Here is a 14,531-nt window from a genome sequence, read left to right on the forward strand (position 1 = left end):
TCAATCGTGATGAAGCGCGGACAGCCAGACCTGCAGACGGGTGTCGGCTATGCCCTGGGTGATGCACACCACGGTCGAGCCGCGCGCGGCGTCGGGCCAGGCGGGCAGGAGTGTCGGCGGGTAGAGCGCATGCTGTACGCCCTGCACGACCAGCGGGCGCGACTCGCCGGCGACGTCGAACAGTGCCTTCATGCGCAACAGGCCGGGGCCGGCGATGTCTGGCCAGGCGGCGAGCCAGGCGTCGATCTGCGCGCGCTGCAGCGGTTGCTCGATCAGGGTGCTGTCTGCCCGCACGGCATGCGGCGCGGCGATGGTCGGCGGTGCGGCGCGGTAGCGCATGACGGCTGGCGGGTCGAACAGTGCCGGCCCGAGGCTCGCGGTCTGCAGGTCGAGCTGAGGCGCGAACGGGTTCAGCGCGGCCAGCGTCTGCCGCAGCGTGACGACCGCGGCGGCGTCGGCGAGATCGGTCTTGCTAATCAGCAGGCGGTCGGCGGCGGCGACCTGGCGCACCGCTTCCGGGCGCATGGCCAGCGTCGCCGCCGCGTGCGTGGCATCGACCACGGTGAGCGTGCAGCTCAGCCGGTAGCGTTCGACCACGCGCGCATCGGCGGCCAGCGTGCGCAACACCGGTGCCGGATCGGCCAGGCCGGTGGTTTCGATCACGATGCGTTCGAACTGGCGGCGGCCGGCGCGTGCGAAGCGCCAGTGCGCGTCGCGCAAGGTCTGCGCGAGGTCGCCACGCAGCGTGCAGCAGACGCAGCCGCTGGCCAGTTCGACCACGGTCTGGTCGGCGGTGTGCGTGACCAGCCGGTGATCGAGCGAGGCCTCGCCGAACTCGTTCACGATGACCAGCGTGTCGGCCATGTCGGCACGCGCAAGCAGGCGGTTCAACAGCGTGGTCTTGCCGGCGCCGAGAAAGCCGGTCAGCAGCACCACCGGCAGGCGTTGCGCGCTCATGCCGGCACGCCTTCGAGCAGAGCCCGGCGGGTGCGCGGGCTGGCCAGTTGCTGCAGCCACCAGTCGAGTGCGCGGCCGCGCTGGCCGGCGCTGCGCCAGGCGATGGCGAAGCGGGCGACCTTGTCCTCGCCAGTCGCTTTCGCCACCAGTCGTCCCGCTTCGATGTGGGCGCGCACGCGCGCCTCGGGCAGGAAACCGCAGCCGAGGCCGCGCAGCTGCGCGTCGATCTTCATGTCCAGCGTCGGCACCGTGAGGACGTCCTGTCCGGGCAGCAGATTGCGCGACACCGGCGACAGTTTCATTGCGCTGTCGGCGATGGCGACCGCGCGGTGCATGCGGATCATCGCCGGGTCCAGCGGTTCGGCGACGCGCGCCAGCGGGTGATGCGGCGCCACGACGAATACGAAGGGGATGTCACCGAGCGCCTCGACCTGCACGCCGCTGACCCGCGTGTCGTCGGCGTCGACGCCGATGGCGAGGTCGGCCGCGCCCGACAGCAAGGCTTCCCAGGTGCCGGACAGCACCTCCTGGCGCAGGCGTATGCGCGTCGGCGGCGGCAGGCGCGCGGTGTCGCGCTGGGCGTAGAAGGCGTCGACCAGATCGAGCAGCGTGTGCGGGCACATCAGCGCGTTGGCGGCGATGGCCAGCTGACCCTCCCAGCCGCTGGCGACGCGCTTGACGCGGCTCGCGACGGCGTCCATCTCCAGCAGCAGGCGTCGGCCTTCGACCAGCAGTTCGCGGCCGGCCGGCGTCAGCACGGCGGTGCGGCTGGCGCGGTCGAACAGCAGCACGTCGAGCGCATCTTCGAGCTGGCGCACGCTGTAGCTGAGAGCCGACGGCACCTTGCCGAGCACGCGCGCGGCGGCGGCGAAGCTGCCGGCTTCGTCGATGGTGGCGATCAGACGGATCGCTTCGGGCGTCAGCGGATGGTCGCGTTCGGACACGGTGGTGGAGATGTAGTCGTTCAAATAATTTGAATGATGATATCAGCGACATGCCGACATCGTCGATCGACCCGTCGCCACAATTCACCCATCAACCAACACATCAAGGAGATGGGCAATGATCAGTCTGCGCAAATCTTCCGAACGCGGCTTCGACGACCACGGCTGGGGCCAGTCGCATTTCAGCTTCTCCTTCGCCGACTACTACGACCCGGCACAGATGGGTTTTGGCACGCTGCGCGCGCTGATGGAAGACACGATAGAGCCGTCAGGCGGCTTCGGCACCCATCCGCACCGCGACATGGAAATCGTCACCGTGGTGCTGGCGGGCGAACTGACGCACCGCGATTCACTCGGCAATACCGGCGTGCTGCGCGCTGGCGACGTGCAGCGCATGAGTGCGGGCACTGGCGTCAAGCACAGCGAGTTCAACCACGCCGCGACGACACCGGTGCGCATGCTGCAGATCTGGCTGCTGCCGGAATCGCGCGGCATCGCCCCCGGCTACGCACAGCAGCACTTTGCCGACAGCGCGCGGCGAGGTCGTCTGCTGCCGCTGGTGAATGCAGAGGGGCGCGACGGCGCACTCACCATCCACGCCGACGTTGCGCTGTACGCGAGCCGCCTCGACAGCGGTCACGCGCCGCTCACCCACCATCTCGCCGCCGGCCGCAAGGCCTATGTGCACCTGATCGACGGCGAACTGACGGTGAACGGGCAGCGCCTCGAAACCGGCGATGCGCTGCGCATCGAGCACGAGGACGAAGTTGTACTTGAACAGGGGCGTGCCGCACATGCGCTGCTGTTCGATCTGGGCAGTCATTCCACTACTGAAGGGAGATCAGCATGACGCAAGTTGCCATCGTTTATCACAGCGGCTACGGCCACACCCGCCGCATGGCGCAAGCCGTTGCCGACGGCGCAGCAGAGGGCGCGCAGGTGCAGCAGATCGAAATCGACGCCGAGGGCAATGTGCCGGAGTCGGCTTGGGCGACGCTGCTGGCGGCAGACGCCATCGTGTTCGGCAGCCCGACCTATATGGGCAGCGTGTCGTGGCAGTTCAAGAAATTCGCCGACGCGACCTCGAAGCCGTGGTTCACGCAGCAGTGGAAGGACAAGCTGGCTGCCGGCTTCACCAACTCGGCGTCGATGAACGGCGACAAGCACTCGACGCTGCATTACTTCATGACGCTGGCGATGCAGCACAGCATGCTGTGGGTCGGCACCGGCCTGATGCCGAGCAACAGCAAGGCGGCGACGCGCGAAGATATCAACTACGTGGCGTCCTTCGCCGGTGCGATGGCGGCTACGCCGTCGGATGCGTCGGTCGATGAAATGGTCGAAGGCGATCTGAAGACCGCACGACTGTTCGGCGCACGCGTTGCGCAGCAAGCGGCGCGACTGGCCGCACGCTGAGCGGGCGGGGCCCGGGAAGGCAGGGCGTTTCCCCGAAGGTCAGTACAGCTCGGGGAAGCGCTCCAGCCAGGTCCACGCCACGGCGAGAACGATGGCGACGATGCCGGTCCAGGTGCCGGTGACGAAGCAGCAGGCGGCTGGAATCACCAGACCGGCAAACTCGTCGAACATCATGCCGAAGGCGAACCAGAAGGCGGTGAACAGCAGCCACTTCACGATGAAGCCGGGCAGGTGGCGCCGCATCGAGCGGTTGTGACGGTAGCTCTGCACGCGCTCCATCCAGGAACCGCGCGTGCAATCGCGGAAGTAGAGGAAGGGCCAGATGTAGCGCCACCACAGGCGCAGCATCGACTCCGGCTCGTGCGCCGGTTCCAGGCCCTGCTCGGTTGCGTGCTGTCCCATGTCGCGTCCTTCCTTCCTCGGTCCATCCGACCGGATTTACGGCCGGGTGGACGCGGGGTTGAGGCGACGCGCCGTGAGGCGGGCGGCGCCGGGTGATTACTTGATCGCGGCCTTCTGACGCAGTTCGTTCACGTGGGCGGCGATGGTCTGCTGCTCCAGACGCTGGGCGATCTGCGGCTTTGCTTCATCATAGGACGGCAGCTTCAGGTCGCGCACGTCTTCCAGCTTGATGATGTGGTAGCCGAAGTCGCTGCGCACCGGTTGCGGCGTGAACTTGCCCTTCTCGAGCTTGACCAGCGCTTCCGAGAAGGGCTTCACGTACTGCGCCGGCGCGCTCCAGCCGAGGTCGCCGCCGCGGTCCTTCGAGCCCGGATCTTCCGAATCCTTGGCCAGGTCCTCGAACTTCTCGCCGGCCTGCAGCTTGCCGATGATTTCCTTCGCCTTGTCCTCGGTCTTCACCAGGATGTGGCGCGCCTTGTATTCCTTGTTGCCCAGACCGGTCTTGATCTTCTCGTACTCGGCCTTGATCGTGTCTTCGGTGACCGGGTGGCTGCGCACGTAATCCTGCAGATAGGCCTGGATCAGCACCGCCTGCTTGGCCAGTTCGGCCTGGTGCATCAGCGCGGCGTTCTTGTCCATGCCCTTGGCGGCAGCGGCCTGGGTCAGCACTTCGCGGCGGATCAGTTCCTCGCGCACGGCGTTGCGCAGCTGGTCGCCGTCCTGCTGGCCCTGGGCCACCTGGTTGCGGATCATGATGTCGGCGCGGCCCTGCGGGATCGCCTTGCCATTGACCGTAGCGAGCACGCCTTCGGCCGGCGCGGCGGCGGGCGCTGCAGCCTTCTCCTTGGCCTTCTGCGCCATGGCGGGTGCGGCGAATGCGGTCATCACGGCGAGGGTCAGGACGGAAAGCGTGTGTTTCATCGATTTACCTTTCGGGTGGAATCCGGTTGCGGATTGCGTTGTGCCTGTCCGTCACGGCGCGGCGTTTTCGCCGGGTGCGCGTGCGACGATGGACAGGGCGTGGATGTCGCGCTGCATCAGGTCGCCCAGTGCAGCGTAGATGATGCGGTGACGTTCCATCGTGCGCCGACCGTCGAACTGCTCGGACACGATGGACAGACGATAGTGCCGGCCGCCCGAACGCGCGCCGGCGTGACCGGCGTGCAGGTGCGACTCGTCGATCAGTTCGAGCGCCGATGGCGCGAGCGTTGCGAGGCGCTCGCGTATCGTCGCTTCGAGTGCAGCGGCGTCGCTCACGCCGGGAACACCTTGCGGAAGGGCTTCACGGTCATGCGGGCGAACACGCCCTCGACCGTGTAGGGGTCTTCTTCCGCCCACTCCTGCGCCGCTTCCAGCGATTCGAACTCGGCGACGATGAGGCTGCCGGTGTAACCAGCAGCACCCGGATCGACGGCGTCCACGGCAGGCAGCGGACCGGCGATCAGCAGCCGGCCTTCGTCCTGCAGTGCCTGCAGCCGGGCCAGGTGACCGGGTCGGGCCGCCATCCGCTTATCGAGACTGTTGGGGACGTCTTCGCCCATCAATGCGTAGTACATGCAGTCCTCTATTGGATCAGGAATTCTTTTCTTCGATGTGACGCGACAGCATGAAACCTTGCGCGAGCACGAACAGGAACATCAGACCCATGCCGCCGTAAAGCTTGAAGTTCACCCACGCTTCCTCGCTGTAGCTGTAGGCCACATAGAGGTTGAGTACACCCATCACCGTGAAGAAGGCGATCCACGACGCGTTGAGCCGCGACCATACGGGTTCGGGCAGTTCCACCTGTTCCTGCATCAGTGCGCGAATCAGATTGCGCTTGAGGAAGAGAACAGACACCGTCAGCGTCAGCGCGAACAGCCAGTAGAGCACGGTCGGCTTCCACTTGATGAAGGTCGCGTCGTGGAAGAACAGCGTGGCGCCGCCGAACACGACGATGATGGCCAGGCTCACCCACAGCATGGTGTCGACCTTGCGGCCACGTGCCATCAGCCACAGCACCTGACCGATGGTCGCGACGATGGCCACCCCGGTGGCGATCAGTATGGGGGCCTGGCTGGCGACGATGCCCTGACCCAGCAGCTGGGTCGCCAGCGCATGCGAGGCCTCGGGCGACGCGCCGGCGAACTTGTAGGCTGCGAAGAAAAGCAGGACCGGCAGCAGGTCGAACAGGAATTTCATGGTCGCGGATTATGCCCGGTCGTTCGCAACAGTGTCCAACACACACATCCGGTAACACCGAAATCCGGCATGGAACTGGCTTGGCGATGAAAATGTTGCGGGAGGGCGCGAGAATTCATGAAGAAAGTCCGCATACCCGCTTGTGAAGCGCGCCCGGCCTCACTATCATCCCGTCAGGTTTTCCCGCGCGCCCTTGCGTACAACCAAGTAGGAGACTTAGATGAACAAAGCAGAACTGATCGAAGCACTCGCCAAGAAAGCCGATGTTTCCAAGGCCGCCGCCGGCCGCATGCTCGATGGTTTCCTCGAGTCCGTCACCACCGAACTGAAGAAGGGCGGCAAGGTCACGCTCGTGGGCTTCGGTACCTTCGCAACCGGCAAGCGCGCTGCCCGTACCGGCCGCAATCCGCGCACCGGCGCAACGATCAAGATCCCGGCCGCCAAGACTGCCAAGTTCACTGCAGGCGCAGCGCTGAAGAAGTCGATCAACAAGAAGTAAGCAACGGATTCGTTCCGCAGGTGTCCTCACAGGGCCTGCGGATGGCGTACCGGCGGTCCATGCCGACGGTGCGGCCAGGGAAAGCGGGAGTGTCGAGTGACGACACTCCCGTTTTCTTTTTGTGCGTCCGCAAGCTGCTGCGCAGCGCCGTCGGCTCACGTTACCATCCGCGCACCACGTCTCATCGCTCGCCAAGCCAGCCCCATGATCATCGTCCTGTCGCCCGCCAAGTCACTCGACTACGAATCGCCGCTTGCCACGAAAAAGTCCACCCGCCCGGATTTCCTCGACCATTCCGCCGAACTGATAGACATCCTGCGCCGCAAGAGCCCGGCGGACATCGCGTCGCTGATGTCGATCTCCGATCCGCTGGCGGCGCTCAATGTCGCCCGCTACGCCGACTGGACGCGCGACTACACGGCGCCGCAGGGACGTCAGGCGGTGCTCGCCTTCAACGGCGATGTCTACGAGGGCCTCGATGCACCGACTCTGCCGCCCGCTGCACTGGACTGGCTGCAGCAGCACGTGCGCATCCTGTCCGGCCTGTACGGCGTGCTGCGACCGCTCGACCTGATGCTGCCCTACCGGCTCGAAATGGGCACCCGGCTGCCGAACGCGCGCGGCAAGGATCTGTATGCGTTCTGGGGTGACCTGCCCGCGCAGGCGCTCAATGCACTGTTCGAGAACGATGCGCACCCGGTGCTGGTCAACCTCGCCAGCGATGAGTACTTCAAGTCCGTGCGACGCAAGGTACTGAAGGCGCAGGTGATCCAGCCCGTGTTCCAGGACTGGAAGGGCGGCAACTACAAGGTGATCAGTTTCTTTGCCAAACGCGCACGCGGCCTGATGGCACGCTATGCGGCGGAGAAGCGGATCGACGATGCCGACGCGCTGCGCGATTTCGCGGTCGAGGGCTATGCGCTCGACGCCGCGGCGTCGACGGCCACCGAATGGATATTCAGAAGACGTCTCGACTGAGACACATAACTACACCGAGGAGAAGCAAGCCATGAAGCAGTTCCGCATCGTCCGTGGCGCGCTTGCGCTGGCCGTCGCACTGGCCTGTGCAGGAGGCGCGCAGGCACAGGAGAACGCGTCGGATCGACTGTTCCGCGAATGCCTGGCCGCCAGGGCCGACAACAATATCGGCCTCGCCGACGAGCTGTGCTACAAGGCGCTGGTCCATCCGGATTTCAAGAACGTGCCGGCCGAGGCGCGCTCGCAGCGCATATATAACTACGCGCAGCTCAAGCGCATGCTGGGCAACTGGGAAGGCGCCGAGGAACTGCTGCGCGAGACGCTGGCGCTCGAAGAACAGCGCGCAGGCAGTACGCCGGACCTGCCGCTGGCGCGCCGTCTGGCCGAGCTGTCGATCGCGCTGGCCGCGCAGGGCAAGTGGCCGGAGGGGCTGCAGGCGATCGAGCGGCTGATGCCGATGGCCGACAAGTTCCAGGGTGGGGAGCGCGCCGCCGTGGCGGAGCTGTTCCGCAATTACGTGCCGCAGGCGGCCGCTGCCGGACGCGTCGAACTGGCGCGCCAGCTCGACGCCTATGCACACGCGGCGCCGGCACCCGAACCGCGCTTCATCGAACGCTGAACCCTCGAAAGCTGAACCCTTTCCGAACCGCAAGAGGAGTGCCGACGTGACCCAGCCCGACAATCCCCACCGGCGTGATTTCCTGCTCGGAGCCGGCGCAGCCGGCTTTGCCATCGCGGTGCAACCGGTCATCGCGCAGCAGGTGATCACGACGCCGGACAGCGGTCTGGTGACCGGCATGTCGTCGACGCGCGCCAGCGACGGCCGCGCGCTGCCGCTTTACAGCGCGCGGCCGGACAAGCCGGGCAAGCCGCCGGTGGTGCTGGTGGTGTCGGAAATCTTCGGTGTGCATGAGCACATCCGCGACGTCTGCCGTCGCTTCGCGCACGAAGGCTATCTGGCCGTCGCGCCGGAAATGTTCTTCCGTCACGGCGATCCGGCGGCGATCGGCAGCGTGCAGGAAATCATCGAGCGCGTCGTGTCGAAGGTGGCTGACGCTCAGGTGATGGCCGACCTGGATGCCTGCGTCGACTGGGCCCGCGAGCAGGGCGGCGACGTGAAGCGCCTGCACGCGACCGGCTTCTGCTGGGGCGGACGCGTGACCTGGCTGTATGCCTCGCATCAGCCCGCGCTGCGTTCCGGCGTCGCCTGGTACGGACGCCTCGACGGGGTGCCGAGCGAACTGACACCGCTGCATCCGCTCGACGTGGTCGACAGCATTCACGCGCCGGTGCTCGGGCTCTACGGCGGTCAGGACCAGGGCATTCCGAACAGCGATGTCGACGCCATGCGCGCGGCGCTGAAGAAGTCGACGTCGGCGGCGGCGCGCAAGTCGGACATCGTGCTTTACCCGGACGCGCCGCACGCTTTTCACGCCGACTACCGCCCGAGTTACCGCGCCGGCGACGCGGCCGACGCCTGGAAGCGCTGTCTCGCCTGGATGGCGGCCAACGGCCAGTAAGCGTTCGCGCCCGCGCAGGGCGCGTGCGTCCGGTCGTGCAGGCCTCAGTGTGCGGTGTGTGCGAGGCCGAGCGACACGGTGGCCTTGGCGTGCGTGAGGTCGCGCGCCGCGCCACTGCCGAACAGGCAGGCGGCAAGCTGGTTCAGCAGCGGCTGCGGAATCGCGCGATGACCTTCGAGCATGTCCCGTATGCAGTCGGCGGTGCCATCGATGTCCTCGCCCGGCGGCAGTGGATTGGTCAGCGGCAGCGCGCCGCTTTCCGCCTCGAACAGCATGCGCGCGCTGCCGCGCTCGAACAGTTCGATGCGCGGCCGGCGCAGCGGGTCGGCGAACGAGTCGTCGTCCGGCGCCCGCATCAGCAGCGCTCTTTCGGGCGTACGCAGGAACATGTCGTGCAGGCGTGACAGCAACTGCGCGTCGGCGACGCAGATGACGCGCAGGCTGTGCAGCGGCGCCGGATCGAGCAGCTTTGCCACGACGTGCGCGGTATTGCGATGGCCCATGCGCTCGCGCAGCCGGATCAGGCTGTCCAGCGACGGGTTCAGCACTTCGGTCGGCAGGATGGCGCAGTGGCCGGCGTGCAGCGTGTTCAGCGCCTCGGTCACGGTGCTGCACGGCAGGTGGCCGAGCCGCTCCAGCACGTCGAGACTGCCGGGCCGCGCGTTGCCGCCGCTCAGGCCATGCACCAGCACCGGCACGTCCAGCCGCGCCAGCATCAGCGCCAGCAGCGGCATCAGATTGGGCGCGCGGCCGGCCCGGGCGTAGCTCGGAATGACCACCATGCGCGGCAGATGCGGCGGCAGTTCCAGCGTCGGCACGCGCTCGTTCAGTGCGCGTGCAAAGCCGGCGAGCTCGTCGGCCGACTCGTGCTTCCAGCGCAGACTGGCCAGCACCGCACCCAGTTCGAGCGCCGGTATGCGGCCGTCCAGCATGTCGGCGAACAGGCCGTGCGCCTCGGTCTCGGCGAGGTCACGCGCGTCGTCGCCGCGTCCGATCGCGGACAGCATTTCAGTCAGGCTCTGTGGGCTCAGCATCGCGTACGGCGCTCCATCCAGTTCAGTTTCTTGTCATGCCGCCTGCCGTCGGGCGTCGAGCATGCCTTTCAGTTCGGGTACGCAGGAACCGCAGGAGGTGCCGCAACGCAGCGTCGCCTGCAGGGTGTCGAGGTCCGCTCCGCCTGCGATCGCTTCGACGATGTCGGGTTCCGCAACATCGAGGCAGTTGCAGACGATGCGGCCGCGGCTCTTCGCGGCGACCGGTGGCGTCGCCAGCGGTGCGAACAGCCAGCGCCGCAGTTCCGCAGTCGGCTGGCGCTCGACCATCACCTCGCGCAGCCAGGCGGCGGCGGCGGTTTCGCCGGTCAGGCGGATGCCGGTCAGCAGCCCGTCCTCGATCAGCGCGCGTTTGGTGATGTCGCGTCGTGCGTCTCGGTAGGCCAGACAGGCCGGGTTGTCGAGGCCGCACAGGCGGTCGAGTTCGGCCAGCCAGTCTTCGGGAATCGGCTGGTCGTGCGCGATGCGCAGCACCAGCGCCGGGCGGTCGCGTCCGGCCATCGACAGCGAGGCGTAGGCGAAGCGGGCGAGCAAGGGGGCGAGCGCTTCCATCCGCGTCAGCGTGTTGCGCTGTGCCGACTCGTCGCTCGTTTCCGTGCGCAGCAGCAACGCCTGGAAGGGCAGGTCGGCGCGGCTCATCTGTACCGCTGCATGCTTCAGTTCGGGCTGTTTCGAGTAGGGGTCGACGCGGCCGGCGGTGAGCGCATTGGCGCCACTGTTCGACAGCGCGTTGCGGCCCCAGTGCATGGCGACGAAGGTGCTGCCCGGGCGCTGGGCGTTGCTCGCGTACGCACGCAGCACGATTTCGCCTCGACGGCTCTTGATGCGCACCAGATCGCCGTCCTTCAGTCCGCGCCGGGCCAGGTCGTCGGCATGCACCTCGACTCGCGGCTCGTCGACGTGGCTGTACAGGCGCGCCACCTGGCCGGTGCGGCTCATGCAGTGCCACTGATCGCGCAGACGGCCGGTATTCAGGTGCAGCGGGTAGCGGGCGTCGATCTTCTCCGCGGTGGTTGCGGCCGACGGCACGACGAAGCGGGCGCGACCGTTTGCCGTGGCGAAGCGGCGATCGGTGTAAAGGGTGGCGGTACCGCCTTCGGCGCCGGCCGGGAAGGGCCATTGCTGCGGACCCAGTCGGTCGAGCACCGCGTAGGACAGGCCCGTGATGTCGAGGTCGCGGCCGCGCGTGCTCTCGACATGTTCGGCAAACACCTGCTCGGCTGTTTCGTAGGGGAAGAGTGCCTCCGCGTCGCGACCCAGGCGGGCGCCGAGCGCGCGTGCGAAGTCGCGCGCGATCACCCAGTCGGCGCGCGCTTCGCCGGCGGCAGGCAGCGCGGCATTGACGTGCGTGATGCGCCGCTCGGAATTGGTGACCGTGCCTTCCTTCTCGCCCCAGGTGGTGGCCGGCAGCAGCAGGTCGGCGAAGGCGGCGCTTTCGGTGCCGCGGTAGGCGTCCTGCACGACGACGAATTCGGCCGCCTTCAGCGCTTCGACGATGCGCGTCTGATCGGGCATCGAGTGCGCCGGGTTGGTACAGGCGATCCACACCGCCTTCACCTTGCCGTCGCGCACCGCATCGAACAGCTCGACCGCGGTCAGCCCGGGCTGCGACGGCACGTCCGGCAGGCCCCACAGCGCGGCCACTTCGGCGCGGTGTTCGGCGTTGGCCATGTCGCGGTGGGCCGACAGCAGGTTGGCCATGCCGCCCACTTCGCGACCGCCCATCGCATTGGGCTGGCCGGTCAGCGAGAACGGGCCGGCGCCGGGGCGACCGATCTGGCCGGTGGCCAGGTGCAGCGCGATCAGCGCCGTGCCGTTGTGCGTGCCGTGATGCGACTGGTTCAGGCCCTGACACCACATCGACATTGCAGCCTTCGATTCGCCGAACCACTTGGCGGCGGTGACGATGTCCTCGGCGCGCAGGCCGCACACCTCGGCGGCGACCGCCGGCGTGATGTCGCGCACGTGCTTGCGCAACTCGGCGAAGCCTTCGGTGTGCGCGGCGATGAACGTGTCGTCGACGTGACCTTCCCACAGCAGCACGTGCAGCATCGCGTTGTACAGCCAGATGTCGGTGCCCGGTAGCAGCGGCAGGTGCAGGTCGGCGTCGGAGGCGGTATCGGTGCGTCGCGGGTCGACCACGATCATCTTCATCGCCGGATTGGCACGGCGCGCGTCCTCGATGCGGCGATAGACGATGGGGTGAGCGTAGGCCGGGTTGCCGCCGGCGATCAGCAGGCAGTCGGTGTGGTCGATGTCTTCGTAGCTGCAGGGCGGGGCGTCGGCACCCAGCGTCTGCTTGTAGGCGGACACCGCCGAACTCATGCAGAGCCGCGAATTGGTGTCGACGTTATTGGTGCCGATCAGTCCTTTGGCAAGCTTGTTGAAGACGTAGTAGTCCTCGGTCAGCAGCTGGCCGGAAATGTAGAAGGCGACCGCGTCCGGACCGTGCTCGTCGATGATGGCGGCGAAGCGGTCGGCGGCGTGCGCCAGTGCGGCGTCCCAGCTCACGCGGCTGCGTGGCATGTCGCGCGCGGTGCGCAGCTCGGGGTGGAGCGCGCGCGTGTCCGGGCGGGCGCTCAGGTGCAGGGTCGCTCCCTTGGTGCACAGACGGCCGAAGTTGGCCGGGTGGTCCGGGTCGCCCTTCACGCCGGTGATGCGGCTGCCGTCGTGTTCGATGATCACGCCGCACCCGACACCGCAGTAGCAGCAGGTCGAGCGGGTTTCGTGTTGGCTCTGGGTCATGTTCTTTGTCTCCGCGAGACTTTTAGCAAGGGGTATGCCACGTCACTGAGGGGCGATTCGCGTGCGAACCGGTGCGGTTCGGGCTTTCAGCGCTCCGCGCCGGGGCGCAATGACCTGTGAATGCATGCGACTGGTGCGCCATGCTTTCCGGGAAGGGCTAACGCAGCAGCACGCACAGCAGCAGGATGTTGATCAGCAGCGACACCACCAGCAGCACGCGCAGCAGGCGCACCGACATGCGCTCGACCAGCGGCGCGCGGCGAGGCAGCGCGAGCGGGCGGTGGGCACCGCGTTCGAGTGCGAGCAGGAATTCCTCGGCGGTTTCGAAGCGCGCTTCTGGCGCCCGGGCGATGGCCTTCAGCAGCACCGCCTCCAGCCACTCCGGCAGGTCCGGGCGATAGCGCGTGGGCGGCACCGGCTCGCCGAAACGCGGGCGCTGGAAGGGTTCGATCTCGCCCCACGGGTAGTGGCGGGTCAGCAATTGGTAGAGGGTGACACCGAGCGCGAACAGATCGCTGGATTCGCTGGCGCTCTGTCCGGCGAACAGCTCCGGCGCCATATAGCTGGGCGTGCCCGGGTTGTTGATCTCCTTGAAGTCCTCGCCGTCGGACGCCGCGACGCCCAGATCGAGCACGCGCAGCGTGCCCTGGCTGTCGAGGTGCAGGTTGTCCGGCTTGATGTCGCGATGGACGATGCCCAGACGGTGCAGCGTGCCGAGCGCACGCAGCACGCTGCAGCCCAGCTTGACCACCTGTTCGCTGCCGAAGTGGTGGCCGGCATCGAGGCGCGCGCGCAGGCTGGCGCCTTCGTGCCAGCTCATCAGGTAATAGAGACGGCTGCGCGGATGGCCGATCACCTGCGGGAACTGCGGCGACACGACGCGACGTGCCAGCCATTCCTCGTGCACCAGTGCGGCGACGGCGTCCGGATCGGCGTCCTCGCGCAGCGTTTTCAGTACGCGCGCCTCGCCACTGGCCAGATCGGTGACGCGGTAGAGCAGGGTGACGCGCGACTCGTGCAGCACCGCCTCGACGCGCAGACCGTCCAGTTCTTCGCCGATTGCCAGCCGGGGTGGCAGCGACAGACCGGCCGCCTCGGCCAGCCGGTCACGCAGTGCGGCCTGCGGCAGCGCGTCGACGCGCGCGACCAGCGCGGTGCAGTTGTCGTTGGCGCCGCGCGCTTCGGCCTGCAGCACCAGCGTCGACGCCAGCGACTCGGCGTCGCCGCCACGCGCCAGCACGGCGGCGATGCCGTCGTCGCGCAGCGTGTTCCAGACGCCGTCGCTCATCAGCACGAAAGTGTCGCCAATCTCCAGCTCGCCGTCGGCATGGTCGACCGCCAGGCGCGCATCGAGGCCGACCGCACGGTGCAGCACGTTGGACAGCTCCGGGTGTGCCCAGGTGTGGTCCTCGGTCAGCTGGGTCAGCCTGCCGTCGCGATACAGGTAGATGCGTGAATCGCCGACGTGGGCGAGATGCCAGCGGGTGCCGCGCAGTACCAGCGCCGACAGCGTGGTAGCCATGCCGGCCGATTCGCGGGTACGCGCGGCATGCGCGACCAGCCAGCGGTTCAGCGCGCCCAGCACTTGGTCGATCGCCTGCGCGATGCGCCAGGTGTCGGGCGTCGCGTAATAGTCGTTGAGCAGGCCGCGCACGGTGAACTCGGCCGCTTCACGTCCCTTGGCGTGACCACCGACGCCGTCGGCGACCGCCAGCAGCACGCCTTTGGCGTCCAGTGTTTCGCCGGTCGGCGTGACCGCGCCGACGAAGTCCTCGTTGCGCGGTCGCGGCCCGGTGATCGAGCACTGGCCGATGGACACTGCGAGTGTCATGACGCC

At 67.5% G+C, this 14,531-nt stretch carries 16 protein-coding genes; 6 read left to right on the forward strand and 10 right to left on the reverse strand.

Annotation, left to right across the window (positions count from 1 at the left end):
• Both IV112_RS04395 and IV112_RS04400 read right to left on the reverse strand, forming a co-directional pair.
• Entirely contained in the window at positions 1–957 is a 957-nt protein-coding gene (locus tag IV112_RS04395; protein WP_304001200.1) for a CobW family GTP-binding protein, read from the reverse strand.
• The gene (locus IV112_RS04400; RefSeq protein WP_304001201.1) at positions 954–1,925 is read right to left on the reverse strand and encodes a LysR family transcriptional regulator; all 972 of its coding nucleotides are present in this window, start codon (positions 1,923–1,925) and stop codon (positions 954–956) included. The genes IV112_RS04395 and IV112_RS04400 overlap by 4 nt, the downstream gene beginning before the upstream one ends.
• A gap of 94 nt (positions 1,926–2,019) precedes the next feature.
• Here IV112_RS04400 and IV112_RS04405 point away from each other — a divergent pair, with 94 nt between their 5' ends.
• Both IV112_RS04405 and IV112_RS04410 read left to right on the forward strand, forming a co-directional pair.
• Complete coding sequence (locus IV112_RS04405; RefSeq protein WP_304001203.1) at positions 2,020–2,751, forward strand: pirin family protein; 732 nt, start codon at positions 2,020–2,022, stop codon at positions 2,749–2,751.
• Complete coding sequence (locus tag IV112_RS04410; protein ID WP_304001204.1) at positions 2,748–3,317, forward strand: flavodoxin family protein; 570 nt, start codon at positions 2,748–2,750, stop codon at positions 3,315–3,317. Before IV112_RS04405 ends, IV112_RS04410 begins: the two co-directional genes overlap by 4 nt.
• A 39-nt stretch (positions 3,318–3,356) precedes the next feature.
• On the opposite strand, the gene IV112_RS04415 is transcribed toward IV112_RS04410, so the two are convergent.
• From IV112_RS04415 to IV112_RS04435, 5 genes are all read right to left on the reverse strand, one after another.
• Positions 3,357–3,719, reverse strand: coding sequence for a hypothetical protein (locus IV112_RS04415; protein ID WP_304001205.1), 363 nt, complete (start codon positions 3,717–3,719; stop codon positions 3,357–3,359).
• A gap of 96 nt (positions 3,720–3,815) precedes the next feature.
• The gene (locus IV112_RS04420) at positions 3,816–4,640 is read right to left on the reverse strand and encodes a peptidylprolyl isomerase (protein ID WP_020164439.1); all 825 of its coding nucleotides are present in this window, start codon (positions 4,638–4,640) and stop codon (positions 3,816–3,818) included.
• Positions 4,641–4,691: 51 nt separating this feature from the next.
• The gene (locus IV112_RS04425) at positions 4,692–4,976 is read right to left on the reverse strand and encodes a BolA family protein (protein ID WP_304001207.1); all 285 of its coding nucleotides are present in this window, start codon (positions 4,974–4,976) and stop codon (positions 4,692–4,694) included.
• Entirely contained in the window at positions 4,973–5,275 is a 303-nt protein-coding gene (locus IV112_RS04430; protein WP_304001209.1) for a YciI family protein, read from the reverse strand. The genes IV112_RS04425 and IV112_RS04430 overlap by 4 nt, the downstream gene beginning before the upstream one ends.
• A gap of 16 nt (positions 5,276–5,291) precedes the next feature.
• Entirely contained in the window at positions 5,292–5,900 is a 609-nt protein-coding gene (locus tag IV112_RS04435; RefSeq protein ID WP_020164442.1) for a septation protein A, read from the reverse strand.
• Positions 5,901–6,120: 220 nt separating this feature from the next.
• Here IV112_RS04435 and IV112_RS04440 point away from each other — a divergent pair, with 220 nt between their 5' ends.
• The 4 genes from IV112_RS04440 (at position 6,121) to IV112_RS04455 (ending at position 8,897) form a co-directional block, all read left to right on the forward strand.
• Positions 6,121–6,399, forward strand: a complete 279-nt coding sequence (locus IV112_RS04440; RefSeq protein WP_019918484.1) for an HU family DNA-binding protein — start codon at positions 6,121–6,123, stop codon at positions 6,397–6,399.
• Between the two features lie 204 nt (positions 6,400–6,603).
• Positions 6,604–7,377 (forward strand): peroxide stress protein YaaA, encoded by a 774-nt coding sequence (gene yaaA / locus IV112_RS04445; RefSeq protein ID WP_304001211.1) that lies wholly within the window; start codon positions 6,604–6,606, stop codon positions 7,375–7,377.
• Positions 7,378–7,408: 31 nt separating this feature from the next.
• Complete coding sequence (locus IV112_RS04450; protein ID WP_304001213.1) at positions 7,409–7,996, forward strand: hypothetical protein; 588 nt, start codon at positions 7,409–7,411, stop codon at positions 7,994–7,996.
• Between the two features lie 46 nt (positions 7,997–8,042).
• On the forward strand, positions 8,043–8,897 hold the full coding sequence (locus IV112_RS04455) for a dienelactone hydrolase family protein (RefSeq protein ID WP_304001215.1): 855 nt from the start codon (positions 8,043–8,045) through the stop codon (positions 8,895–8,897).
• Positions 8,898–8,941: 44 nt separating this feature from the next.
• Here the strand turns inward: IV112_RS04455 and ybiB are convergent, their stop codons facing one another.
• The 3 genes from ybiB to IV112_RS04470 form a co-directional block, all read right to left on the reverse strand.
• Positions 8,942–9,931: a DNA-binding protein YbiB gene (gene ybiB / locus IV112_RS04460; protein WP_304001217.1), complete on the reverse strand. Its 990-nt coding sequence runs from the start codon at positions 9,929–9,931 to the stop codon at positions 8,942–8,944.
• A gap of 33 nt (positions 9,932–9,964) precedes the next feature.
• On the reverse strand, positions 9,965–12,694 hold the full coding sequence (locus IV112_RS04465; protein WP_304001219.1) for a nitrate reductase: 2,730 nt from the start codon (positions 12,692–12,694) through the stop codon (positions 9,965–9,967).
• A gap of 157 nt (positions 12,695–12,851) precedes the next feature.
• Positions 12,852–14,525 (reverse strand): bifunctional protein-serine/threonine kinase/phosphatase, encoded by a 1,674-nt coding sequence (locus IV112_RS04470; RefSeq protein ID WP_304001221.1) that lies wholly within the window; start codon positions 14,523–14,525, stop codon positions 12,852–12,854.
• Between the last annotated feature and the right edge of the window lie 6 nt (positions 14,526–14,531).

The sequence above is a fragment of the Methyloversatilis discipulorum genome, assembly GCF_018780585.1.
Taxonomy (GTDB): Bacteria; Pseudomonadota; Gammaproteobacteria; order Burkholderiales; family Rhodocyclaceae; genus Methyloversatilis; species Methyloversatilis discipulorum_B.